Raw genomic sequence first — 22,480 nt, 5'->3', positions numbered from 1 at the left:
ACTGAAAGCGGCGCGCCGTTCGCCCCCACGGCCGCCCTTCCGCCGAAGTCTTCAGGAGCCAAACCATGCCCACCATGCGTGCTGCCGTCTTTCAAGGTCCCGGCAGGATCACCCTTCAGGAAAAGCCCATCCCCAGCGTCGGTCCCGGCGATGCCTTGATCCGGATCACCACCACCACGATCTGCGGTACCGACGTTCACATCCTCAAAGGCGAATACCCGGTGCAGCCGGGCCTGACCATTGGACACGAGCCGGTCGGCGTGATCGAGAAGCTGGGCAGCAACGTCACCGGCTATCAGGAAGGCCAGCGCGTGATTGCGGGGGCGATTTGTCCGAGCTTTTACTCGTACGCCTGCCAGGACGGCTGCGCGTCGCAGGACGGCCAGTCGCACGGCCATGGCTACAAGCCGATGGGTGGCTGGCGCTTTGGCAACACCATCGACGGCACGCAGGCCGAATACGTGCTGGTGCCCGATGCCCAGGCCAACCTGGCACCGATTCCCGACGGGCTGACCGACGAGCAGGTGCTGATGTGTCCGGACATCATGTCCACCGGCTTTGCAGGGGCCGAACAGGCCAATATCAAGATTGGCGATATCGTGGCGGTCTTCGCGCAGGGGCCGATTGGCCTGTGCGCCACGGCCGGCGCACGGCTGCGTGGGGCCTCGAAAATCATCGTCGTCGATGGCATTGACGAGCGCCTGGCGATCGCCCGCCATATGGGCGCCGACGAAGTCGTCAATTTCCGCAATACCGATGTCGTCGATGAAATCCTGCGGCTGACTGGCGGCCGGGGCGTCGATGCCGCCATCGAGGCCCTGGGCACGCAGGCCACCTTCGAGGCCGCGCTGCGCGTGCTGAAGCCAGGCGGCACGCTGTCCAGCCTGGGCGTCTATTCCACCGACCTGCGCATCCCGCTGGGCCCGTTCGCCGCCGGCCTGGGCGACCACAAGATCATCACGTCGCTGTGCCCCGGTGGCAAGGAACGCATGCGCCGCCTGATGAACGTGATCGAGACGCAGCGGGTGAACCTGTCGCCGCTGGTCACGCACCACTACAAGCTGGCCGATATCGAATCGGCCTATGACCTCTTTGCCAACCAGCGCGACGGGGTGCTGAAGGTGGCCATCACGCCGTGATGCCGTCCGAGGCGCCGCGGAGAAGCGTCGGCCCTGCCCGGAGTAGAATGCCGGCCCCGCCTGGGCCAGCACCGGGCCAGGCCGACCCAACCGGAATTCCTCATGCAAGACACGGACATCGACGCCATCCGCCAGGCTTTTGCGCTGGTGGGTGAATTCGGCGAAGGCAAGACGCCGCGCTACCAGGTCACCAGCGAGGCCGACGCGCTGAAGCTGGCCACGCACCGGCACTACAAGGGCGGCCTGTACCGGCGCATCTTCGAAGCCAGGCATTCGGAGAACGACGAAATCCTGACCGTCTACGTGCATATCTGGCCGCACAACACGTCGCCGTGGGTGCGGCCGGCGGAGATGTTCCACGGGCGACTGGACGATGAGCGCGTGCGTTTTGCCCCGCTGACCGAGGCCTGAGCGGGGCACGGAGGCCCCGCGACTTACACCGCCGCCGGCACCTGGAACGACGACACCGACGCCTTCAGCACATCGGCCTGCTCTTCCAGCGCCTTGGCTGCCGCGGCGGCCTCTTCCACCAGCGCGGCGTTCTGCTGCGTCATCTGGTCCATCTGCGTGACGGCCTTGCCCACCTGGTCGATGCCGGCGCTCTGCTCGCGCGACGCCGTGCTGATCTCGCCCATGATCGACGTCACGCGGCCCACCGCCTGCACCAGGTCACGCATCGTGGTGCCGGCCTTGTCCACCTGCTGCGTGCCGGCTTCCACCTGGCTCACGGTGTCGTTGATCAGCTGGACGATTTCCTTGGCGGCCGTTGCCGACCGTTGCGCCAGTTCGCGCACCTCGCCGGCCACCACGGCAAAGCCACGACCCTGCTCGCCCGCGCGGGCCGCTTCCACGGCGGCATTCAGGGCCAGGATGTTGGTCTGGAACGCGATGCCTTCGATCACCGCCGTAATTTCGCCAATCTTGCGCGACGCATGCTGGATGCCGCTCATCGTGGCCACCACGTTGCGCATGTCTTCGCCGCCGCGCGACGCGGTTTCCGAAGCGGCCGCGGCCAGCTGGTTGGCCTGCTGGGCGTTCTCGGCGTTCTGCCGCACGATGGCGGTCAGCTGTTCCATGCTTGCGGCAGTTTCTTCCAGCGCGCTGGCCTGCTGCTCGGTGCGTTGCGACAGATCCAGGTTGCCCGCCGCGATCTGGCGCGTGGCCGTGGCAATCGCATCGCTGCCGCCACGCATGGTCTGGATGGCATCGATCAGGCCCGACTGCATCTGACGCAGGCCCTGGGTCAGGTCGCCCATCTCGTCCTGACTGGTCACGCGAATGCGTTCGGTCAGGTCGCCCTGGGAAATCCGGCCAAAACTCTCCAGCATGCGTACCAGCGGCTCCGAAATGGCACGGCGCAGGCCAATGGCGCAAAGCAGCGCCCCGACGATGCCGACCGCGATCGCGCCGGCCACCATCCACAGGAACCGCTGCGAGCGCGCCGTGGCCTTGTCGTACAGCGCCTGCGCCTGGTCGCTCTGACTGCGTTCGAGCGCATTTACGGCGGCGGTCAGCTCCACGAACATCGGCGGGATCTTCGCCATGACCTGTTGGTCGATGGCGGCAGCGTCGTGGGCGCGCAGTGCGGCGATCAGCGGCGCCACGCCTTCGTTGAAGAATTTGCTACGCAGGGCTTCGACCTTGTCGGACAGCGCCTTCTCGTCGGCGGACTTGGCCAGCGCCTGGTAGGCGCTCCACGCCTTCTCGGACTTCTCGCGGTAGGCCACCGCCTTGTCGATGGTGGTCGGCACATCGGCGGAGTCGGGATGGAACACCGCGCGATCGAGCGTGGTGCGCACCACGGCGGCATTGAGCTGTGATGTCGCGACAAAGCGCGTAGATGCCAGCTGGTTGGTGTAGATCTCGTGGATATCGGCGATGGACGCGCGCATCCCGAGGACGCCGATGGTGCCGATCAAGGTCAGCAGCGCAGCCAGCACGGCCAGCGCCGCGTTCAGGCGGAATCGAATCGAAAGTTGACTTGGCATGGCGATACAGAAGCGGAAGTCGATGCTGCAGCGCACTAACGGCGTCGAATCCCGCGACTGAAGGCACGCCCTCTCATGTAGACAAATGTAGACATGGCGACACCAAAAAAGCGGCCTAGGCGCCGCATCGGTTTGCAAACAATCCGGCCGGATGGTATCTTCCGGCGCCATGAGTGAAGCCCACCGCCGCCCCAAGCAGCCCCAGCTGATTCGCGATCGACTGATCGCCGCCACCATCGACCTGCTGGTCGAGGAAGGCATCGGCGCGGTGACGCTCAGCGCCGTGGCGGCCCGCGCCGGTGTATCGAAGGGCGGGCTGCAGCATCACTTCTCCAGCAAGCAGGAACTGCTGCAGGCGCTGTCCAGCGAGGTGCTTGACCATTTCAAGCGCCAGGTGACCACGGTGGCAGAATCCGACGCCGAGCCGCACGGCCGCAACACGCGCGCCTACCTGCGGGCATCGGCCGATGGCTTTGTCGAAGCGGGCGAACGCGAACTCTGGAAGGCCGCCATGATGCTCGTCATGGCCCGCCCGGAATTCCGCATGCCCTACCAGGAATGGGAAGCCGCGTCGCTGCAGCGTGACGCGGCCCAGTGCGAAGACGCCACGCGCCTGCTGCTGTGCCGGCTGGCCGCCGACGGCCTCTGGCTGGCCGACCTGCTCGGCCATCGCACCATCGATCCCGCCCAACGCGCGGCGCTGGTTGGCCATCTTGAACAGCTGACCCAGCCCTGCACGGAACCAGAACAAGCATGACTCCACAAGATATTCCGGCATCCGATATCGATGCCGTCCTGGCGCGTGCGCGCGACGCGCTGCTGGACAAGCAGCATCCCGACGGCCACTGGTGTTTCGAACTCGAATCCGACGCCACGATCACGGCCGAATACATCCTGATGATGCATTTTGTCGACGAGATCGACACGGCGTTGCAAGCCCGCATGGCGAAGTACCTGCGCGCCCTGCAGCGGCTGGACCGGCACGGCGCCTGGGACCTGTACTACGGCGGCGATCTCGATGTGTCGTGCAGCGTCAAGGCGTACTTCGCGCTGAAGGCCGCCGGCGATTCGCCCGACGCCCCGCACATGGTGCGTGCCCGCGATGCCATCCTGGCGCGCGGTGGCGCGGCCAGGTCGAACGTGTTCACGCGCATCCTGCTGGCCACGTTTGGCGAAGTGCCCTGGCGCGCCACGCCGTTCATGCCGGTGGAGTTCGTGCTGTTCCCGCGCTGGGCCCCGATCCATATGGACAAGGTGGCCTACTGGGCCCGCACGACCATGGTGCCGCTGCTGGTGCTGTGCTCGATGCGCGCGCAGGCGAAGAACCCGCTCGGCATCCGCGTGCAGGAACTGTTCGTGACGCCGCCCGAGCAGGAGACCGAGTACTTCCCGCGCAAGCCCGGCCTGCAGGGCCTGTTCCTGAAGCTCGACCGGGTGGTACGCCACGTGGAGCCGCTGATCCCGCGCGCGCTGCGCCGCAAGGCCATCCAGCGCGCCGTGCAGTGGAGCGAGGAGCGGATGAACGGCGAGGACGGCTTCGGCGGCATCTTCCCGCCGATGGTCTACGCCTATGAAATGATGGTGCTGATGGGCTACGCCAAGGACCATCCGATGCGCCGCGACTGCATGGACGCGCTGAAGAAGCTGATCGTCCACCGCGACGACGGCATCTCGTACTGCCAGCCCTGCCTGTCGCCGGTGTGGGATACCGCCTGGAGCCTGATGGCGCTGGAGCAGGCACCGGCCACCGATCAATCGAAGGCCGCCATCGCGCGCGGCTACGACTGGCTGACCGAACGGCAGGTGCTGGATCTGGTGGGCGACTGGCAGCACAACGCCGCGCCGGCCACGCCGCCGGGCGGCTGGGCGTTCCAGTACGAAAACCCTTACTACCCGGACATCGACGATACCGCCGTGGTGCTGGCCATGCTGCACGCCCACGGCAAGCGCACCGGCCAGGCCGAACGCTTCCGGCCGCACGTGGAGCGCGCACTGGACTGGTCGATCGGGCTGCAGTCGAAGAACGGCGGCTTTGGCGCGTTCGACGCCAACTGCGACCGCGATTACCTGAACGCGATTCCGTTCGCCGATCACGGCGCCCTGCTCGACCCGCCCACCGAAGACGTGTCCGGCCGCATGCTGCTGGCCATGGGCGTGACCAACCGCCCGCAGGACGCCAGCGCGCGTGAACGCTGCATCGGATATCTGCGCCAGACGCAGCAGGCCGACGGCAGCTGGTGGGGCCGCTGGGGCACCAACTATATCTATGGCACGTGGAGCGTGCTGGCCGGCCTGGCGCTGGCGGGCGTGGACCGCAAGCTGCCGATGATGCGCCGTGCGGTGGACTGGCTGCGCGGCAAGCAGAACGCCGACGGCGGCTGGGGCGAGACCAACGACAGCTACCTGCACCCCGAACTGGCAGGCACGCACGACGCGGGCAGCACCGCCGAGCATACGGCGTGGGCGCTGCTGGGCCAGCTGGCGCTGGGCGAGCACGAATCGGATTCGGTCAGGCGCGGCGTGGCGTGGCTGGTGGACGCGCAGGGCCCGGACGGCTTCTGGACCCATCCTTATCACAATGCCCCCGGTTTCCCGCGCATCTTCCACCTGAAGTACCACGGCTATACCGCGTACTTTCCGCTGTGGGCGCTGGGGCGCTACCGGCGGCTGACCGCGAGCCGGCAGCCCGCGGCCAGACAGATGGCGGCGGTGCCGGAGCAGGAACTGGCTTGAGGTTCATGAAGAAGGGGCGCCGAGGCGCCCCTTCTTCGTCTGGCCGGCCGGTCCCGGCCGGGACCGGCATGGCAATGGCTTAACGCTGGCCGGTGGTCAGCATCCTGACCTTCACCTTGCGGCCCTTGACCTTGCCCTCGTTGAGCCGCTTCACCGCCTCGCGGCCGATGGCGCGGCCCACGGCGATGTAGGTGGACATCTCCATCACGCTGATCTTGCCGACCTGCTCCTTCGTGAAGCCGGCCTCGCCGGTCAGCGCGCCCAGGATGTCGCCGGCCCGGATCTTCTCCTTGCGGCCGCCCAGCATCTGCAGCGTCACCATGGGCGGCAGCAGCCGCCCGCCACCTGCGGGCGTCAGTTCGGCCAGCGGGTGCCACTCGAACTCGCCGCCCTGATGCTGTTCGATATTGCCCACGCGGCCCATTTCGTCCAGGCTGACCAGGCTGAACGCCATGCCTGCCTCGCCGGCACGGCCGGTACGGCCCACGCGGTGCACGTGCACCTCGGGGTCTGGCGTGACGTCCACGTTGATCACGGCTTCCAGTTGCGCGATGTCGAGCCCGCGCGCGGCCACGTCAGTCGCCACCAGCACCGAGCAGCTCCGGTTGGCAAACTGCACCAGCACCTGATCGCGCTCGCGCTGGTCCAGATCGCCATGCAGCTCGAGCGCGGCGTAACCCTGCGCGTGTAGCAAATCGGCCAGATCGCGGCAACGCGCCTTCGTATTGCAGAACGCAAGCGTGGTCGCCGGGCGGAAATGGTCGAGCAACAGGCCAACCGCGTTGAGCCGCTCGCTGTTTTCCACTTCGTAGAACCGCTGCGTGATGGTGCCGGCGTCGTGCGACTCCGCTACCTTCACCGTCTTCGGCTGGCGCAGAAAACGATGGGCGAGCTTGTCGATGGCGTCCGGATACGTGGCCGAGAACAGCAGCGTCTGCCGGTTCTTCGGCGCGTGGCTGGCGATGAACGCGATGTCGTCATGAAAGCCCATGTCTAGCATGCGGTCGGCTTCATCGAGCACCAGCGTGTTGATCGTGTCGAGATTCAGGCTGCCGCGATCCAGGTGGTCGATGATCCGGCCCGGCGTGCCGACAATCACGTGGGCGCCGTGCACCAGGCTTTCCACCTGCGGCCGGATCGGCGATCCGCCGCAGAGTGTCAGCACCTTGACGTTGTCCTCGGCGCGGGCCAGGCGTCGGATTTCCTGGGTGACCTGGTCGGCCAGTTCGCGCGTGGGGCAAAGCACCAGCGCCTGTACGTCGAAGGAACGCGGGTCCAGCCGGTGCAGCAGGGCAAGCCCGAAAGCGGCGGTCTTGCCGCTTCCGGTACGCGCCTGGGCGATCAGGTCGTGGCCAGCCAGCGCGAGCGGCAGGCTGGCGGCCTGGATCGGCGTCATGGCGTCGTAGCCAAGCTGGGCAAGCGTAGCCTGCATGGCCGCGGACAGCTGCAGCGTGGCAAATGGGGTAGGGGCTGAAGAAGTCATGCCGGATTATAGATGCATGGCGGGGCAATGCCGCCCTGTCCCGCCCTGTCCCGCCCTGCCCTCGGGCCCCGCCGTGCCATCGGGAAGACGCCAGCCGCGGCACCTTCCGGCCTGAGCGGTACGTCAGGCTGGCACTTGCGTCCCGCCCCGCTCGCCGGCAAAGGCCCGTTTCGATGCCGCCACATGGTTCGCGAACACCGGCCTCAGCACCGTGAACGCCAGGAACGCGGCCAGCAGATCCATGGTGGCCACGGTATAGAGCACCGTCGACCACGTGCCGGTGGCCTCCATCATCAGGTTGCCGATCGGCACGAACAGCGCGCCAATGCCCTTGGCCGTGTAGAGCACGCCGTAGATCTTGCCGATGTGCTTGGTGCCGAACGCGTCGCCGGCCAGGGCCGAGAACAGCGAGTAGACTTCGCCCCACGCCAGGAACACCACGCCCGACAGGATCAGGAACGCGTACGGATTGCTGCCGAAGTAGCCCAGCGCGATGATCCCGATTCCTTCCAGCGAAAACGCGATCACCATCGTCTTCTCTCGGCCGATGTTGTCCGAGATCCAGCCGAAGAGCGGCCGCGAAATGCCGTTCATCACGCGGTCGAGCATCAGCGCCAGCGGCAGCGCGGCCATCGTGAAGAAGTACAGGTCAACCTTGAACTCCTTGACGCCCAGATCCTTGGCGATCACGCCCAGTTGCGCCACGGCCATCATGCCGCCGGTGACCACCAGCACGAACATCACCAGCATCAGCCAGAACAGCTTGGTGGCCAGCGCCTCGCGCAGCGTGTAGTCGCGCGTGGACTGGTAGATCTTGCTCGATGCCTTCACCTCGCTGGCCTGCGGCGCGCGCAGGAACCATGCGGCCATGAACGCCAGCGCGCCCTGCAGGATGCCGAAGAACAGGAACGTGTGCTGGAAGCCCTGCGATTCGATCATTGCGGCGATGGGCAGGATGGTGGCCGCCGAACCGGCGCCGTAGCCGCCGGCCGTCAGGCCCACGGCCAGCCCGCGACGGTCCGGGAACCACTTGATCGCGTTGTTGATGCAGGTGGCGTAGATCGAACCCACACCCAGCCCGCCCACGGCGGCGCCCACGTAGAAGCCCATCAGCGTGGTGGCCTGCGAATTGATCACCCAGGCAAACCCGATGAATAGTGCGCCAAACGCCACCATCAGGCGCGGGCCGAATTTATCAATGAAATACCCCTCGATCGGTGCCAGCCAGGTCTGTACCAGCACGAAAATCGTAAAGGCAATCTGGATATTGGCGCGAGACCAGCCAAAGGTGTCCTGGATTTCCGGCACGAATAGCGTCCAGGCGTACTGGATATTCGCCGTCGCGATCATGCAGACAACGCCTACCAGCAACTGGAACCAGCGTTTGCTGTCGGAAACCTGTGGATTGGGGCGCAGGGCCCCGGTCGGTGCGTGAGTCATTGCGCGCTCCCTGTTGTCGTGGTGTGGTCTGCAATGTTTGGGGATGCGGTTCGATACACGGGCATCGTGCGCCCGAACCGTAAAATGGTCGCCTGCATTTGCGTGTCTCCTGTGTCATCGTTCTTGTTGTTTTGGTCTTCCGGTTTCGCGTGTGAAACCCATTTGCGCAGGACCGCCATTGCTCAAACCACGAGTTGGTACCGAATGCGCGCCAGAACCCTTGTCCAGCCTTGGTTTCCAGGTAATTCATCGACCTGCTATTCGTTTTGCATCTGAAATCTCCTCGATATCAAAAATCCCCGAATGAATGACAGGTTTGTAATGTTCGGTGGCTATCTCGCATTACAAATATGTAATGTTCGGCGTAATGTTCGCGTAATGCGCAACGCGACAGATACAAGGTATGTGATATACCAACATAGTCAAGCGAAAGCGGGGAGAGGGTTTTCACCACCCCGGAATACGTATTCATTCCCGGGACCCATGAAAATCCCACCATTAATCATTACGATGCATTCATGGCCGGAAAATGGACAAAAAAAAAGCCCGCAGGCTAGCACAGGCGGGCGGAGGCGTGATGCGTGACACCAGTTCGCAACACGTAGGCTCTATTTATAGGTGATCTTTTAACGTCTATTCGTCATTCGAGGGTTTTCTCTTAATCGCGGCGCATTACAATTTTGTCAGAATAATGGCGCACCTTGAAAATGCTCAGAGGCGCCGCGCCTGCGTCCGTAGCCCCTCGAACACGCGCTCGGCCACGTCGGGCGGAAACGTCGCCGGCAATTCGGCCGCCGTGGCGTCGATGGCGGGCTCGACGGCCGCCTTGAGCTCCATCAGGATAGCCTCGACCACCTCGGCAGGCATGCCCACCCGCCGCCCCTGCTCCAGCCAGTGCCGGCGCATGATCTGCGCAATGCGATAGTGGTTCTGCGTGCCGCGCACGGCCATGGCCAGGCGGGCCTTTTGCGGCGCCAGCTGGTTTGCGCCGCCGCCCAGGATCGGGAACGCCGACAGCACGTCGTACAGCGGCGTCGACCAGTAGCGGCCGCCCGGCCCGATCGACAGGCTGAAGTTCTTGGCATGCCCGTCCGTCGCCGCCAGCAGCCAGAACAGGATCTGCGTCTTGAAGAAATTACGGCGATCATGGGCCGGGGTTTCGGACGCCGCCAGCACGCTCATGATGTCCGCGATGCCTGGGCCGCCGTCGGCCTGATACTTCGCCAGCGGCGACAGGCCCAGCGCCTGGCAAAAGTCCTCCTGGGGCAGGCGGATGATCCAGCTGCCGTCGGGCGCCAGCCGCCGGTCGAAGCGCTCCACCACCAGCACCTTCTGGTCCTCGAACGTTTCGATGGCGCAATCGGCGATGGGCAGGCCAAAGTGGCTCACCATCCGGGCGCACAGCCATTCGTTTTCCACCGAGGTGCGCATGTCCGCGCGCATGTTGCCCACCAGTCCCAGCGGCAGCTTGAGGATATGGGTGGTGGGGGTGCTGCCGTGCGGCAGCAGCCATTGCCCGCCGTGATGCAGCAGCGCGGTCTTTTCCTGCGCGCCGGCAATCGACAGCCGCAAGTCGCCTTCGTCGTCGTGCTGGCCGAGCGGCGCACTGCGCGTGGCATCGCGCAGCAGCCGCGCGATGCCCGACGCATCCAGCGGCGTGCCTTCGATGGTGCGCAGCCCTTCGGGCTCGGCGCCCTCCGGCAGCAGTTGCAGCGCGCCGACGCAGTCGCGCCCCAACGCGGCCAGCAGGTCGAACGGCCCGGTGCCCTGGGTGCGATGGCGCTGCGCCAGGCGGCGGCGGATGGCATCGCTGTCGGGCAACAGGTTGTCGAAGTAGTCGGTGACCACGCCACCGCGATACGGGGCGGCATCGGAGCGGAATGGCAGCGAGAGAGAAAGGGGACGTCCCTGGGGACTCTCCACCCAGTCGGCATCGTAGGCAAACGACTCACCATCGGTGCCCCGTTCCCACGTACCCGTCAGCCAGCCATTCATCCAGACGCCAAGCCGGCGCCGGAGCGCACGCCTGCCCATTACCAGTCCTCTCCCGGGCCCTGATCGGGCTTGGCCGAGCGGCGCGCGACCGTGCCGGCCGGCCGCGACGTTGCCTGGGCGGTGCCGGGCTTTCGAGGCTTGGCGGCCTTGTCAGCCTTGCCGCGCTTGGCCTTTCCGGCGCCGGCCGCATCCGTGGCATCCGTGGCATCCGCGGCCACCGCCGCGCCGCGCGGCGCCAGTACCAGATCGACCTCCAGCGCCTGCAGCACCGCCAGGACGCGCGCCATGCTGGCGCGCCCGGGATTGGCCTCCAGCCGGGCATAGCTTTGCTGGCTGACACCGAGGCGCGCCGCCACTTCGGCCTGGGTCAGGCCGCGCGACCGGCGAAACCCCTGCAATACCGGATTCAGCTGGGTCAGGATTCGGATGGGATATTGGTGGGCCATGGGGGCTGCGCGAACGCGTCGGGATTCAGGCTGACAACATAACGGTTGTAAAGCCGTTTTACTACGTAGAGGTTGTATTTTCAAGTTACAACGGAGAGGTTGTAAAGTCGATTTACAACGTAAAGGTTGTATCCGGTGCGTATCAGGGCGCGTCGGGTGCGTCGGGTACGTCCTCAGGTGCGTCTTGGGGTGCGCCTGCGGTCGCCTCGTGCGGGGCGCCGTGCTACAGTCCGCCCCGAAGGCCCCTGCCCGGGCCGCAACACGATCCGCGCACGTCCGATCCTGCCCAGCCCCCATGCCAGAGCGCCCAGAGTCCGCAAAACCCCCGGCAATGAACGTCAAGACCGCCCTGCGGGTCATCGAGATCATCGAGACCTTTGCGCGGGAACGGCGGGCGCTGTCGCTGTCGGAACTGGCGCGCCTGCTGGCGGTGCCGGCATCCAGTTGCCTGGCGCTGATCCGCACCCTGACGTCGCTCGGCTATCTCTACGAAACCGCCCGCCGGCAGGGCTACTACCCCACGGGGCGGCTGCTGGCGATGGCGCAGCAGATTGCCCGGCACGATCCGGTGCTGGACCGCGTCCACGGCACGATGAGCGAATTGCGCGACGCCACCGGCGAAACCATCGTCATCGGCAAGCTGCATGAAGGCACGGCCGTGGTCTATCTGGACGTGCTCGAATCCCCGCACGCGATTCGCTATATCGCCACGGCTGGCGAACGGCGGGACCTGCACGCCAACTCCATCGGCAAGGCCCTGCTGGCCGCGATGGACGACGGCGAACGCGCCGCGCTGCTGCCCCGGCTGGCGTTCCAGGGCTTTACGCCCCGCACGCTGACCACGCCCGCTACGCTGGAGGCCGACCTGCGCCAGTCGCGCGAGCGCGGCGCCTACGTCAATCTCAGTGAATCGATGCCCGATGTGGGCGCGCTGGCCTGGCCGGTGCGGCTGTCGGGGGAATGCTATGCGATTTCGATTGCGGGGCCGGTGTACCGGATCGAGCCGCACCTGGAGCACTACGCGGCGATCCTGCGCGCGGCGTGCGCCTCGCTCGAAAAGACCTGAGCGTCCGGAGCCAGCCTAATCGACGGTTTCCTGCGCGTGCAGCCGCCAGCCGGTGGCCTGCGGCAGGCCGAGGTCATCCTCCAGCCCCGAAGCCGCGGCCAGCGCCAGCACGGCATTCTTGCGGCGCCAGGTCAGCCCGTTGGCCTGCGCCAGCGGCGACGGCCTGGCCTCCACCACCTGCCCCATCATGGTCTGGAACAGGTTGCCGCCGTGGCACTTGATCCACGCCTCCTTGAGCGTCCAGAGCTGGAAGAACGCCAGCATGCGGGCATCCTCGTCGCCGGCGGCCAGCAGGTCGGGCAGCGCCGCGCGTTCGGCTTCCGTGGTGGTGGCCTCGATCAGCGTATCCAGGTGGCGGCGCGGCTGCAGTTCCTCGATATCCACGCCGACCGGCATGTCCGAGACCGCACAGGCAAGGTGATCGCCCGAGTGGGCAATCGAGACGAAGACCGGCGTACCCACCGCGCCGGCCACATGGGTCGCCAGGGGCGGCGCGTCCTCGGCCGCCGACAACGCCCATTCCGATGCATCGCCGCCGAAGGTCACGGCCAGCAGCCGCCGCGCCAGCCAGCGGCCCGCCGCAAACTGCTCGGCGCGTTGCTGCGCCCGCATGGCCGCCAGCCGCGCCAGTTCCTCGGCGGACATCCAGCGGCTGACAGGTGGCGCCATGGCGGCAAAGGCCATGACCGATCCGGTACGCAGGGCAATCGGCATGGGGACAGGTTCCTTCGGCAGCTTCCAGCGCGGCGTGTCAGGGTAATGGATCAGTTCGCCACGTTGGCGTACGTGCCCTTGAGTGTCACGCCCGCCACCACGGCGCCGGCGTGGCATTCGTATTCCGACGCGCTGGCGTTGGTATCCTTTCTGTAATAGCTCACCATATCGACCACGGCGTTGGCGCCCACCGACTTGGCCTTCTCCTGGAAGGCGATCAGCGCGGACAGCGCGGCCCAGCGGCAGGCTTCCTCGTCGCTCTTTCCCACACCGTTGGTCTTCTTGTTCGAGACGTCGCTGTCCTTCCTTTCCAGCACCTTGGGCGTCCTGGCACCCGACAGGTAGAACTTCACCGAGCCATCGAGCTTTTCCTGGGCTTCGGGCATGTTCAGCACGTCGGCGAACGGCAGCATGTACCTGGTATCGCGCGCGGCGGCGGGCGCGGACAGCAGCGTGGCGGCACAGGCAACGGCAGCCAGCGGGAGGGCGGCGAGTTTCATTGACCTTCCTTTCTTTTTCGTTTTGGAACAGGTTAGACGAATTACCGCACGGGCGCGGCAGGACATCGGCTTCATGTGGGCCAGCGGCGGAATATCAGCGCGGTATTGATGCCCCCGAACGCGAAATTGTTGCTCATCACATAGTCGGTGTCGATGCGGCGACCCTCGCCCATGATGTGGTCCAGGGGCGCGCAGCGCGGGTCCGGCCGGGTCAGGTTCGCGGTGGGCGCGAACCAGCGGTCGCGCATCATCTCGATCGTCATCCACGCCTCCAGCGCGCCGCATGCGCCCAGCGTATGACCCATGAAGCTCTTGAGCGAACTGATGGGAATATCGGGACCGAACACCGCATGCGTGGCATGCGATTCGGCGATATCGCCGTGGTCGGTGGCCGTGCCGTGCGCGTTGACGTAGCCGACCGCCCCGGGGGCAATACCGGCTTCCTCCAGCGCCAGGCGCATCGCCACGGCCATGGTGTCGGCCTGTGGCTGCGTCACGTGCGCGCCGTCGCTGTTGGTGCCGTAGCCGACGATCTCGGCGAGGATACGCGCGCCGCGCGCCTGCGCGTGTTCGAGTTCCTCCAGCACCAGCGTCCCCGCCCCCTCCCCCAGCACCAGGCCGTCGCGGTCGGCATCGAACGGGCGCGGCGTGGTGTGCGGGGCATCGTTGCGCGTGCTGGTGGCGAACAGCGTGTCGAACACCGCCGCCTCGGTGGCGTCCAGCTCTTCCCCGCCGCCCGCCAGCATGGCCACCTGCTTGCCCATACGGATGGTCTCGTACGCATACCCAATGCCCTGGCTGCCCGACGTACAGGCGCTGGAGGTGGTCAGGATGCGCCCCGTGATGCCGAAGAACACGCCGATATTGACCGCCGCGGTGTGCGGCATCATGCGGATGTACGTGGTGGCGCTGATGTCCTCGGTCGACCGCTCGGTCATCATGCGGCCGAAATCCTGCACGGCCGAGGGCGTACCCGTGGAGGACCCGTAGGCAATGCCCATGCGTCCGCTGGTGACCAGCGGATCGCCTGCCAGGCCGGCGTCGGCCAGCGCGGCCTCGCTGGCCAGCACCGCCATCAGCGACACCCGGCCCATCGACCTGGTCAGCTTGCGCGTGTAGTGCGACGGCAGCGTGAACGGCGGCACGGGCGCCCCCAGCCGGGTGTTAAGCCCCCGGATATCGTCCCACTCGGGCATTTGCACCACGGCGTTGCGCCCGCTGGCCAGGCGCTCGCGCACCGTCGGCCAGTGGTTGCCCAGGGCGCTCACGGCGCCCGCGCCGGTAACTACGACCCGCTTCATCCAAACATCCCCCCGTTCACCGAAATCACCTGGCGTGTAATGTAACCGGCATCTGGCGAAAGCAGGAAGGCCACCGTGGCGGCCACTTCGTCCGGCGTGCCCATGCGTCGCGCCGGGATCATCTTCAGTGCCTCTTCGCGCACGTGTTCGTCAATCATCTCGGTATCGATCAGTCCCGGCGCCACGCAGTTGACCGTGATCTGCCGCTTGGCCAGTTCGATGGCCAGCGCCTTGGTGGCGCCTATGATGCCGGCCTTGGCCGCGCTGTAGTTGGTCTGCCCCCGGTTGCCCACCAGCCCCGACACCGACGACAGCGTGACGATGCGGCCCGCCCGGCGGCGCTGCACCATCGGCATGACCAGCGGGTTCAGCACGTTGTAGAACGCATCCAGGTTGGTATGCACGACTTCGTCCCATTCGTCGCCCGACATGGCGGGAAACGCCGCGTCGCGCGCCAGGCCAGCGTTGCAGACCACCCCGTAGTAGCAGCCGTGTGCCTCGATGTCGGCCAGCAGCGTGCTGGCCGTGGCTTCGCGGTGGGCGATGTCGAAGGCCAGCACGCGCGCATTGCGGCCGAAAGCGCGCACGGCGTCGGCCACGGCCTCGGCTTCGTCGCGCCGCGCGCGGCAATGCACCACCACGTCGTAGCCGTCGTGCGCCAGGCGCAACGCGATGGCGCGGCCAATGCCGCGCGAGGAACCCGTGACGAGCACGGTCTTGTTGGTCATGCTTGCTGCCCCTGGAGAAACGCCTGCGCATCGGCAGGCCGGAATACCGAAACATTGGCGCGCGCCACCTCGCGGCCATCCAGCGACAGCGTGCAGGCGAACATTCCCAGGCCATTGTCGCCGGCCAGTTCCACGCGCGCGGCCACCGTCAGCACGCTGCCCACCGGGAATGCCGGCACGTCGCAGGCGTAGCGCCGGGAGCCCAGCAGGAAGCCGATGCCGGGCGGCCGCCCGGCCATGCGGTCCTGCGCGCCAGCCCATGCGGCAATGGTCTGGGCCATGTATTCGATGCCCACCCAGGCCGGCATGCCGTCGTCGTCCACGAACAGCTGCGTGGCGCGTACCGTGGCGCGCGCCACGCACCCGTCGGCATCCGCATGCACCAGTTCGTCGATCAGGCGCATCGCGCCTGCGTGAGGCACCACCTCGGCCACCGGAGGCAGTTGCAGTTGATTCGATATCGGTTCGGTTGTGTTCATCTTTAGCCCGGTCCCATCACCAGCACGCTGTTGCTGCCGCCAAACGCGAACGAATTGCTCATCACATGGCGCACCGGCCGGCCCAGCGACTCGTCAGGCCCCACCACATGCAGCTCCGGCAAGGCGGCGTCGGCCACGCCGTCCCACCAGTGCGCGGGCAGCCTGCCGTGCGGATTGCCGTGCAGCGTCAGGTACATCAGGGCTGCCTCCACCGCCCCGGCGGCGGCCAGGGTATGGCCGGTCTGCGGTTTGGTGGAGCTGACCGGCACATCGGGGCCCAGCAGATCCGACACCGCGCGCGACTCCATCGCGTCGTTCTGTTCCGTGGCGGTGCCGTGCAGGTTCAGGTAGTCGATATCCGCCGGGCCCAGGCCGGCGCGCGCCAGCGCCTGCTGCATCGCGGCACGCGCCCCGGCGCCGGCCGGGTCCGGCGCCGACATGTGGTGCGCGTCCGACGTCTCGCCCCAGCCGGCCAGCCGCACGGGGCCTGCTTCGCGCGACATCAGGAACAGCGCCGCACCTTCGCCCAGATTGATGCCCTGGCGGTTCGCGGACAGCGGATTGCAGCGTGCGACGCTGACACTGTCCAGCGAGCGGAATCCCGCGATCGTGAACGCGCACAGCGTATCCACCCCACCCGCGATGACTACGTCGGCAATACCCTGTTCCAGCAGGCGCGCCGCGGCGACCAGGGACTTGGCGCTCGACGAGCAAGCGGTGGAAATCGTGTACGACGGCCCAGCCACGCCCAGCGCCAGCGCCAGGTATTGCGCGGGCGAGCCAAGCTCCTGCTGCCCGTAATGGAATCCGGCTGGCCACGCGCCCGTGCGGGCACGTTCGCTCACGGCGACCTCCCCGCCGCTGATGCCCGACGTACTGGTGCCGAGCACAATCGCCACGCGCTGCGGTCCCACGCGTGCCAGGGCGGCCTCCACTTCAGGACGGATCGCCGCCAGCGTGCGGTCCAGCAGCGCATTGTTGCGGCTGAACAGCTCCGGCGCGATGCCGGCGGGCAGATCGGTGGCGGCCACTGGCTCGCGCACGGTGCCCAGGTGCAATGGCATGCCGGGCGTATAGCGATCCGTCAGCTCGCCGCCGCTCGGACCATCGGTCCGGAACAGTGCCGCGCGGACGGCATCGGCGCCGCTGCCGAGCGCGCAGATCACGTTCATCGCATTCATGTAGACCGTCATTGCGCCCTCCCCTGCCCTGTGTCCTGCCGCCCGCCGAGATCCTGCAGCGTACGGATCGTCAGCCGATAGCCGTCGCGCCGCTGCACGAACAGCGTGGTTCGGGCGTCGGGATAGCGGATTTCCGCCACGACTTCGTCGCCCGCCCGCAACTGGCGAAGGCCGGGCGCCACTTCGACGCGCCAGCCCGCCGGCAGTGCCGCCTGGATGGCCGCCACGGGCCAGAGCGACAACTGCAGATCACTGAGGATACGCTCGGGCAGCAGCTCCGGGGGCGCCCACGGTGCCTTGCTCACGCGCAGGTCATGACCGTCCCAGTCCAGGCGCGCCAGCACCTGGCCGCCCGCCACGGCGGCCAGCCGGGTATGGGCGGCATCGGCTTCCAGCAGCGCCAGCATGTCGCGCGTCTGCTCGCCCTGCGGCGACGGGTATTGCACCGTGATCTGCTGCTGCAGGTTCAGGGTGCGGCCCAGTGACCCCGGCGGCAGGCGCAGCAGCGGCACCGCGCCCTCGGCGCGCGTGCCGGCCGCCACGCCCGCGGACATGCCGTCCCGTGGCGGCTGCGTCGTGCAACCGGCCAGGGCCAGCACGCCAGCGCATGCGGCAGCGGCGGCGCTACGTCTCAAGCCGAGCAAAGCTGCTCCAGCACGCCAAGCCGCCGCCGCGACTCGGCCACGTAAGGATTGTTGGTGTCCCACGCATATCCGGCCAGGATCGACGAAATCATCCGGCGGATCTCGGGCGTGCCCTTGGGATGGAAGATCACCTTCTGGAAGCTGCCTTCGTACCATGCCTCGACGTATGTGCGGAAGCAGTCCACACCGGCCTTCAGCGGCCTGGCGTAATCGGCGTCCCAGTCCACCGTTTCGCCTGCAATCTGCCGCGCCACGCAGGCTGCAGCCAGGCTGGCCGACTTGAAAGCGATCGTCACCCCCGACGAGAACACCGGGTCGAGAAACTCGCCGGCATTGCCCAGCAGCGCGTAGCCGTTGCCCCACAGCGAACTGACGTTGGCCGAATAGCCGACGATCTGGCGTGCCGGCGTATCCCAGTTGGCGTCCTTGAGCAGTGCGGCCAGGCCGGGCTCTTCCCCGACCAGCGTCTTGAGCTTCGCCATGTCGTCGCCCGCATAGCGGTCGAGGAACGATTTTTCCGCCACCACGCCCTGCGAGCACCGGCCGTTCGAGAACGGGATGGTCCAGTACCAGACGTCCACGTGCTCGGGATGTACGCAGATCAGAATCTTGTTGCGGTCGAATGCGCCCACGGGCACGCGGTCTTCCACGTGCGTGAAGATGGCCGCGCGCACGGGGAAGTTCGACGGCGACTCCAGCTTCAGCAGACGCGGCAGGATGCGCCCAAAGCCGGAGGCATCGAGCAGGAATTTCGGCGCCACCGTGTAGACGTCGCCGTCCGGATCGCGCACCGTCACCAGAGGCCGGGCGCCGCTCACGTCCACCGCTTCCACCACGTGCCGGAAGCGCACCTCGGCGCCTTGCTTCGCGGCCTCGCGGATCAGCACGTTGTCGAAGTCGGCACGCTGTACCTGGTACGTGGTGCCCCAGCCCGGCGAGAACTTGTCGCGGAAGTCGAACGCGGTGTGCTGCCCCTTATGCGAGAACGCGGCGCCGTTCTTGTACTGGAAGCCGGCTTCCACCACGGCCTGCAGCATACCGGCCTCCTCGATGTACGCCATGCTCTGCGGCAGCAGGCTCTCGCCAATGGAGAAACGCGGGAAGGTCTCCTTCTCGATCACCAGCACCTCGATGCCGCGCCGGCGCAACAGGCCGGCCGCCACCGAACCCGCGGGGCCGGCGCCGACGATCAGAACTTCTACCTGTTCCTTCTTCATGTGAATCAACCCTGTTCAATGTTGTTGGATGGGCGGAGCGGCCGGACGAAACCATGGCGACAGCACCCAGACCGCGCCCACGCCCGAAAGCATGGTCATGCCAAACGCAAGCAGCGCCGGCGTGGAAGACAAGGCCAGCAGGCCAAACGCCAGCAGCGTGCCGGCCGCGCCCAGAACGATGGCCGTCCATGACACCCCATCGCCGGGATGTTCGAGCAGGAAGATGCCGTAATCCACGCCCACTCCCAGCAGCAGCGCCAGTGCCAGCACCGAGAACAGCTGCAGCGGCACCTGCAGCCAGCCCAGCACAGCCACGCTGAACGCCGCCGCCAGCAGCGTGGGCACCAGCGCGCGCCAGCCGGCGGCGCCATAGCGCCAGCCCAGCAGCAGCGCCACACCGGCGGCGCCCGCCAGCAGCAGCCAGCTCATCAGTACGCGATAGTGATGCAACAGGCCCGACAGATCGGCGATGCGGTCCACCCACTCGGCCCCGCTCACCGCATTCACTTCGCGCGCGATGCCCGCCATGGCGGCCGGCCGTTCCAGCCCGCGCAACAGCATCACGCTGGCATAGCCGCTGCCTTCCCGCCCCAGCCACAGATGGCGCAGCGTGCCCGATACCGGATGGGCCAGCCAGGCAGTCAGCTTCAGCACCTCATCCCCCTCGGCTGCCGGCGGCGGCGCAATCGTGCCACCGAGCGCATGCGCTACACGTTGACGCACCGCAAGCTCCTGGCGATTGGCCAGCGCCGCATCGGCACGCTGGCGCGCCGCAGAGGGGACCCAGTCCGAAATCGACACGAAGCCGGCGAAGTCGCCCCGGCCGATGGTATCGGCCAGCCGGGCCTTGACGGCTTCCTCGCGGGACAACACTTCGTCTGGCGTGGCGCCGCGCACCAGCACGAACTGCGCCGGGCTGGGCGTGCCGAGCAGCCGGCCCGCCGTACGCTGGGCCTCCACCAGGGCCGGTGGCGAACTCTGCAACTGCCGCACGTCATCCACGACGCGTACCTGCCAGACGCCTGGCACGATAAACAGGGCCAGTCCGGCCAGCGCCAGCCACGTGCGGGCATCGTTGCGCACGCGCGGCCAGCGCGCCAGGCTATCGGCCAGCCACGTGGACAGCCGCGTCTGCCGCAAGCTGCCACGGTCCAGCAGCGGAAACCAGACCACCACGGTAAGGAAGGCCGCCACCAGCCCCACTGCCGAAAACAGCGCCATCTGGCGCAGTCCCGGGAACGGCGCGATGCCCAGCGCCAGGTAGGCCACCACGCTGGTCAACAGCGCCAGCGCCATGCCAGGCAGCAGGAACCGCATGACCTTGGGCGGCGATGCGCCGGGCATGGCCTGGCGGGTAACGAAATAGTGGATGCCGAAATCCTCCGCCACGCCCACGAGGCTGGCGCCGAACACCAGCGTCACCAGATGCACGCGATCGAACACGATGGCCGTGGCCGAGATCGCCGCCGCCGTGCCGATCAGCAGGGACAGCCCCACCAGCACGATCGGGCGCAAGGACCGGAACGCGAGCCAGACCAGCAGCAGCACCGCCGCCAGCGAACCCCAGCCGATGACGTTCATCTCCAGATTGGCCTGCGCGGCGGCAGCTTCGGCGTGCAGCGGAATGCCGGCCGCTATCACACGCACGCCGTCATCGCCCTGGCGCGCCGCGGCTTCAGCGGCCTGGATCAGGTCGCCGTACTCCGTATTGCCGCTGACGGAAAACGCCGGCTTGGTGATCTGGTATGACAGCAGCGCCCATTCCCGGCCGTCCCCCGATAGCGCCGCCATCCCGTCGCGCTCATGCACGCGCGTGACAGCCGCCCGCGACAGCCACCAGTCCTGCCACAGCCCCAGCGGATCGGCGGCCCAGTCGGTCAGGCGCGGGCCCGTGGAAAGCTGGTAGAGCCGCGTGAGCGCCTGCCGGGCCAGCGCGTCGGGATCGGCCGCCTGCAACTGCTGGCGCTGCGCATCGGTCAGCAGCCGGTCGCGCCAGGGCCGGTAGAACGTCAGGGCCGCATCGAAATCGAAGGCCGCGATCGTGTCAACCGGCTTGAGCAGATCCGCCTGCCGCCCGGTGGCCGCACGGAATCGCTGCGCGGCGGCGCGGGTGCGCGCCCAGTCCGGGCTGCCTACCAGGACGACCACTTCCTGCGCCACACCGTCAGCCAGCCGCCGCAGCACGCGGTCGGCCGTGGCCGTGCGCTCGCTGGTCGGCAACAGCGCCATGACGTCGGTATCCAGCCGCGACGCCCGCCAGAACTGGAACTGGTGCGCGGCCAGCGCCACCACCAGCAACAGCCAGCCGATGGCCAGCCAGCGCCCCGTGCGGGTCAGTCCGCCACGCATCGCCACGCCGCCTGCCATGTCACTCAAAACGCTGCTCCTCGGCGCGGGTCAGCCCGGTTGCCGCCGAGGGGTCGATCATGCGGACCACGGTACTGTCGCCGCTGCCCTCTTCCAGCCGCACATTGCGCACGAAGCGGTCACCGGCCAGTTCTATCCGCGTAAACACGCGCCGCATGCCGGCATCGGCCGGAGTCAGCGTCAGCGCCCAGCCCGACTTGCCCACGAGCTTGCCGGTCACCTCGAAGCGCGTCTGCAGGCTGCGCAGGTCGCCGCGCAGCACGGCAATCATCGATTCGCCCACCACCCGCATGGCCGGCTGGCTATCGGCCTGCATCTGCTGCTGTACCTTGCCGTCGGCGCCGCGCATCACCAGCCGGTCCGGCGTGACCAGCAGGCTTGACGGAAACGGCTCGCGCGTACTCCAGACCACGCCCCGGCCGCGCGCCAGCACGAAATCGCCGCGCGACACCAGCGGATTGCTGAAACCGGCCAGCCGGCGCGTCTGCTCGAACTGGCCGCGGATGACCGGCGCATCGGCCAGCCGCGCGGCCACGTCGCCGAGAAGGTCCCCGGCATGGGTGGGCACGGCGCTGGCCAATACTCCCGCGGCCAGCCCGCCGGCCAGCAGGTGCAAGACGTGCCGGCGCTTCATGAGGCCACCCCCAGCTTCTGGAACAGCACGGGCGGGCACACGTAGAGCATCTCCTGTGTCTGCATGTCCACGGCCACCTGGATCGAGTAACCCTTGGTCAGGCGCTGGCCCGACGCAGCGTCGCGAAGCTCGTACTCGATCTTGAGCCGGTTCTCCCATTCGACGATCGTCGCGTGCACCTCCACGGCCTGACCATAGACCAGCGGACGGATGTACTTGACGCGCAGGTCCACCACGGGCCAGGCATACCCCGAATCGCGCATCTGCGGATAGTCGTAGTCGATCTCGCGCAGCAGCGCGCAACGCGCCAGCTCGAAATAGCGGATGTAGTTACCGTGCCAGACCACGTTCATCGGATCGAGGTCGTGGAACGCGGGCGTCAGCGTAATGGAATGATGGATAACCTTGGACATGGCGATGCCAGT

The 22,480-nt window shown here is 67.2% G+C and carries 21 protein-coding genes; 5 read left to right on the top strand and 16 right to left on the bottom strand.

Annotation, left to right across the window (positions count from 1 at the left end; translation table 11 throughout):
* Positions 1 to 65 precede the first annotated feature (65 nt).
* Both AC24R4_RS00980 and AC24R4_RS00975 read left to right on the top strand, forming a co-directional pair.
* Positions 66 to 1,139, top strand: coding sequence for an NAD(P)-dependent alcohol dehydrogenase (locus tag AC24R4_RS00980; RefSeq protein WP_487521982.1), 1,074 nt, complete (start codon positions 66 to 68; stop codon positions 1,137 to 1,139).
* A gap of 147 nt (positions 1,140 to 1,286) precedes the next feature.
* Positions 1,287 to 1,550 carry a DUF1653 domain-containing protein gene (locus tag AC24R4_RS00975; RefSeq protein WP_400397528.1) on the top strand — a complete coding sequence of 88 codons (264 nt, stop codon included), beginning with the start codon at positions 1,287 to 1,289 and terminating at the stop codon, positions 1,548 to 1,550.
* A gap of 23 nt (positions 1,551 to 1,573) precedes the next feature.
* Here the strand turns inward: AC24R4_RS00975 and AC24R4_RS00970 are convergent, their stop codons facing one another.
* Positions 1,574 to 3,127 carry a methyl-accepting chemotaxis protein gene (locus AC24R4_RS00970; RefSeq protein ID WP_487521981.1) on the bottom strand — a complete coding sequence of 518 codons (1,554 nt, stop codon included), beginning with the start codon at positions 3,125 to 3,127 and terminating at the stop codon, positions 1,574 to 1,576.
* A gap of 169 nt (positions 3,128 to 3,296) precedes the next feature.
* On the opposite strand from AC24R4_RS00970, the gene AC24R4_RS00965 reads away from it, so the two are divergent.
* Together AC24R4_RS00965 and shc are read left to right on the top strand one after the other, a co-directional pair.
* On the top strand, positions 3,297 to 3,884 hold the full coding sequence (locus tag AC24R4_RS00965; RefSeq protein WP_153948493.1) for a TetR/AcrR family transcriptional regulator: 588 nt from the start codon (positions 3,297 to 3,299) through the stop codon (positions 3,882 to 3,884).
* The gene (shc, locus tag AC24R4_RS00960) at positions 3,881 to 5,860 is read left to right on the top strand and encodes a squalene--hopene cyclase (RefSeq protein ID WP_487521980.1); all 1,980 of its coding nucleotides are present in this window, start codon (positions 3,881 to 3,883) and stop codon (positions 5,858 to 5,860) included. The genes AC24R4_RS00965 and shc overlap by 4 nt, the downstream gene beginning before the upstream one ends.
* Positions 5,861 to 5,939: 79 nt before the next feature.
* Here shc and dbpA read toward each other — a convergent pair whose 3' ends face one another.
* From dbpA to AC24R4_RS00940, 4 genes are all read right to left on the bottom strand, one after another.
* Positions 5,940 to 7,343 (bottom strand): ATP-dependent RNA helicase DbpA, encoded by a 1,404-nt coding sequence (gene dbpA / locus AC24R4_RS00955; RefSeq protein WP_400396262.1) that lies wholly within the window; start codon positions 7,341 to 7,343, stop codon positions 5,940 to 5,942.
* A gap of 123 nt (positions 7,344 to 7,466) precedes the next feature.
* The gene (oxlT, locus tag AC24R4_RS00950; RefSeq protein ID WP_487521979.1) at positions 7,467 to 8,783 is read right to left on the bottom strand and encodes an oxalate/formate MFS antiporter; all 1,317 of its coding nucleotides are present in this window, start codon (positions 8,781 to 8,783) and stop codon (positions 7,467 to 7,469) included.
* Between the two features lie 711 nt (positions 8,784 to 9,494).
* Positions 9,495 to 10,817: a type II toxin-antitoxin system HipA family toxin gene (locus AC24R4_RS00945; protein ID WP_487521978.1), complete on the bottom strand. Its 1,323-nt coding sequence runs from the start codon at positions 10,815 to 10,817 to the stop codon at positions 9,495 to 9,497.
* Positions 10,817 to 11,224, bottom strand: coding sequence for a helix-turn-helix domain-containing protein (locus tag AC24R4_RS00940; RefSeq protein ID WP_487521977.1), 408 nt, complete (start codon positions 11,222 to 11,224; stop codon positions 10,817 to 10,819). Before AC24R4_RS00940 ends, AC24R4_RS00945 begins: the two co-directional genes overlap by 1 nt.
* A gap of 331 nt (positions 11,225 to 11,555) precedes the next feature.
* On the opposite strand from AC24R4_RS00940, the gene AC24R4_RS00935 reads away from it, so the two are divergent.
* Positions 11,556 to 12,290, top strand: coding sequence for an IclR family transcriptional regulator (locus AC24R4_RS00935; RefSeq protein WP_400397050.1), 735 nt, complete (start codon positions 11,556 to 11,558; stop codon positions 12,288 to 12,290).
* Positions 12,291 to 12,305: 15 nt separating this feature from the next.
* On the opposite strand, the gene AC24R4_RS00930 is transcribed toward AC24R4_RS00935, so the two are convergent.
* From AC24R4_RS00930 to AC24R4_RS00880, 11 genes are all read right to left on the bottom strand, one after another.
* Complete coding sequence (locus AC24R4_RS00930) at positions 12,306 to 13,004, bottom strand: 4'-phosphopantetheinyl transferase family protein (protein ID WP_153948501.1); 699 nt, start codon at positions 13,002 to 13,004, stop codon at positions 12,306 to 12,308.
* Positions 13,005 to 13,054: 50 nt separating this feature from the next.
* Positions 13,055 to 13,504 (bottom strand): excinuclease ATPase subunit, encoded by a 450-nt coding sequence (locus AC24R4_RS00925; RefSeq protein ID WP_487521976.1) that lies wholly within the window; start codon positions 13,502 to 13,504, stop codon positions 13,055 to 13,057.
* A 71-nt stretch (positions 13,505 to 13,575) separates the two neighbouring features.
* Positions 13,576 to 14,805, bottom strand: a complete 1,230-nt coding sequence (locus AC24R4_RS00920; protein ID WP_400396792.1) for a beta-ketoacyl-ACP synthase — start codon at positions 14,803 to 14,805, stop codon at positions 13,576 to 13,578.
* Positions 14,802 to 15,533 (bottom strand): 3-oxoacyl-ACP reductase FabG, encoded by a 732-nt coding sequence (gene fabG / locus AC24R4_RS00915; RefSeq protein ID WP_487521975.1) that lies wholly within the window; start codon positions 15,531 to 15,533, stop codon positions 14,802 to 14,804. Before fabG ends, AC24R4_RS00920 begins: the two co-directional genes overlap by 4 nt.
* Positions 15,530 to 16,012 carry a hotdog family protein gene (locus tag AC24R4_RS00910; RefSeq protein ID WP_487521974.1) on the bottom strand — a complete coding sequence of 161 codons (483 nt, stop codon included), beginning with the start codon at positions 16,010 to 16,012 and terminating at the stop codon, positions 15,530 to 15,532. The genes fabG and AC24R4_RS00910 overlap by 4 nt, the downstream gene beginning before the upstream one ends.
* Positions 16,013 to 16,014: 2 nt before the next feature.
* On the bottom strand, positions 16,015 to 17,205 hold the full coding sequence (locus AC24R4_RS00905; protein ID WP_487521973.1) for a beta-ketoacyl-ACP synthase: 1,191 nt from the start codon (positions 17,203 to 17,205) through the stop codon (positions 16,015 to 16,017).
* On the bottom strand, positions 17,202 to 17,828 hold the full coding sequence (locus AC24R4_RS00900; protein ID WP_487521972.1) for a DUF3261 domain-containing protein: 627 nt from the start codon (positions 17,826 to 17,828) through the stop codon (positions 17,202 to 17,204). Before AC24R4_RS00900 ends, AC24R4_RS00905 begins: the two co-directional genes overlap by 4 nt.
* On the bottom strand, positions 17,825 to 19,054 hold the full coding sequence (locus tag AC24R4_RS00895) for an NAD(P)/FAD-dependent oxidoreductase (RefSeq protein ID WP_487521971.1): 1,230 nt from the start codon (positions 19,052 to 19,054) through the stop codon (positions 17,825 to 17,827). Before AC24R4_RS00895 ends, AC24R4_RS00900 begins: the two co-directional genes overlap by 4 nt.
* A gap of 15 nt (positions 19,055 to 19,069) precedes the next feature.
* Positions 19,070 to 21,421, bottom strand: a complete 2,352-nt coding sequence (locus tag AC24R4_RS00890) for an MMPL family transporter (RefSeq protein ID WP_487522960.1) — start codon at positions 21,419 to 21,421, stop codon at positions 19,070 to 19,072.
* Between the two features lies 1 nt (position 21,422).
* On the bottom strand, positions 21,423 to 22,055 hold the full coding sequence (locus AC24R4_RS00885; protein ID WP_487521970.1) for a LolA family protein: 633 nt from the start codon (positions 22,053 to 22,055) through the stop codon (positions 21,423 to 21,425).
* Positions 22,052 to 22,468, bottom strand: coding sequence for an acyl-CoA thioesterase (locus tag AC24R4_RS00880; RefSeq protein ID WP_400397366.1), 417 nt, complete (start codon positions 22,466 to 22,468; stop codon positions 22,052 to 22,054). Before AC24R4_RS00880 ends, AC24R4_RS00885 begins: the two co-directional genes overlap by 4 nt.
* Positions 22,469 to 22,480: the final 12 nt, after the last annotated feature.

The sequence above is a fragment of the Cupriavidus sp. CER-90 genome, assembly GCF_057652055.1.
This window is presented reverse-complemented; position numbering and strand designations above follow the sequence as displayed.

Bases quoted from the DNA above. Each gene is read 5' to 3' on its own strand.
- AC24R4_RS00980 (WP_487521982.1), top strand. From the start codon at position 66: ATGCCCACCATGCGTGCTGCCGTCTTTCAAGGTCCCGGCAGGATCACC.
- AC24R4_RS00970 (WP_487521981.1), bottom strand. From the start codon at position 3,127: ATGCCAAGTCAACTTTCGATTCGATTCCGCCTGAACGCGGCGCTGGCC.
- AC24R4_RS00965 (WP_153948493.1), top strand. From the start codon at position 3,297: ATGAGTGAAGCCCACCGCCGCCCCAAGCAGCCCCAGCTGATTCGCGAT.
- shc (WP_487521980.1), top strand. From the start codon at position 3,881: ATGACTCCACAAGATATTCCGGCATCCGATATCGATGCCGTCCTGGCG.
- dbpA (WP_400396262.1), bottom strand. From the start codon at position 7,343: ATGACTTCTTCAGCCCCTACCCCATTTGCCACGCTGCAGCTGTCCGCG.
- oxlT (WP_487521979.1), bottom strand. From the start codon at position 8,783: ATGACTCACGCACCGACCGGGGCCCTGCGCCCCAATCCACAGGTTTCC.
- AC24R4_RS00945 (WP_487521978.1), bottom strand. From the start codon at position 10,817: ATGGGCAGGCGTGCGCTCCGGCGCCGGCTTGGCGTCTGGATGAATGGC.
- AC24R4_RS00940 (WP_487521977.1), bottom strand. From the start codon at position 11,224: ATGGCCCACCAATATCCCATCCGAATCCTGACCCAGCTGAATCCGGTA.
- AC24R4_RS00935 (WP_400397050.1), top strand. From the start codon at position 11,556: ATGAACGTCAAGACCGCCCTGCGGGTCATCGAGATCATCGAGACCTTT.
- AC24R4_RS00930 (WP_153948501.1), bottom strand. From the start codon at position 13,004: ATGCCGATTGCCCTGCGTACCGGATCGGTCATGGCCTTTGCCGCCATG.
- AC24R4_RS00925 (WP_487521976.1), bottom strand. From the start codon at position 13,504: ATGAAACTCGCCGCCCTCCCGCTGGCTGCCGTTGCCTGTGCCGCCACG.
- AC24R4_RS00920 (WP_400396792.1), bottom strand. From the start codon at position 14,805: ATGAAGCGGGTCGTAGTTACCGGCGCGGGCGCCGTGAGCGCCCTGGGC.
- fabG (WP_487521975.1), bottom strand. From the start codon at position 15,533: ATGACCAACAAGACCGTGCTCGTCACGGGTTCCTCGCGCGGCATTGGC.
- AC24R4_RS00910 (WP_487521974.1), bottom strand. From the start codon at position 16,012: ATGAACACAACCGAACCGATATCGAATCAACTGCAACTGCCTCCGGTG.
- AC24R4_RS00905 (WP_487521973.1), bottom strand. From the start codon at position 17,205: ATGACGGTCTACATGAATGCGATGAACGTGATCTGCGCGCTCGGCAGC.
- AC24R4_RS00895 (WP_487521971.1), bottom strand. From the start codon at position 19,054: ATGAAGAAGGAACAGGTAGAAGTTCTGATCGTCGGCGCCGGCCCCGCG.
- AC24R4_RS00890 (WP_487522960.1), bottom strand. From the start codon at position 21,421: ATGGCAGGCGGCGTGGCGATGCGTGGCGGACTGACCCGCACGGGGCGC.
- AC24R4_RS00885 (WP_487521970.1), bottom strand. From the start codon at position 22,055: ATGAAGCGCCGGCACGTCTTGCACCTGCTGGCCGGCGGGCTGGCCGCG.
- AC24R4_RS00880 (WP_400397366.1), bottom strand. From the start codon at position 22,468: ATGTCCAAGGTTATCCATCATTCCATTACGCTGACGCCCGCGTTCCAC.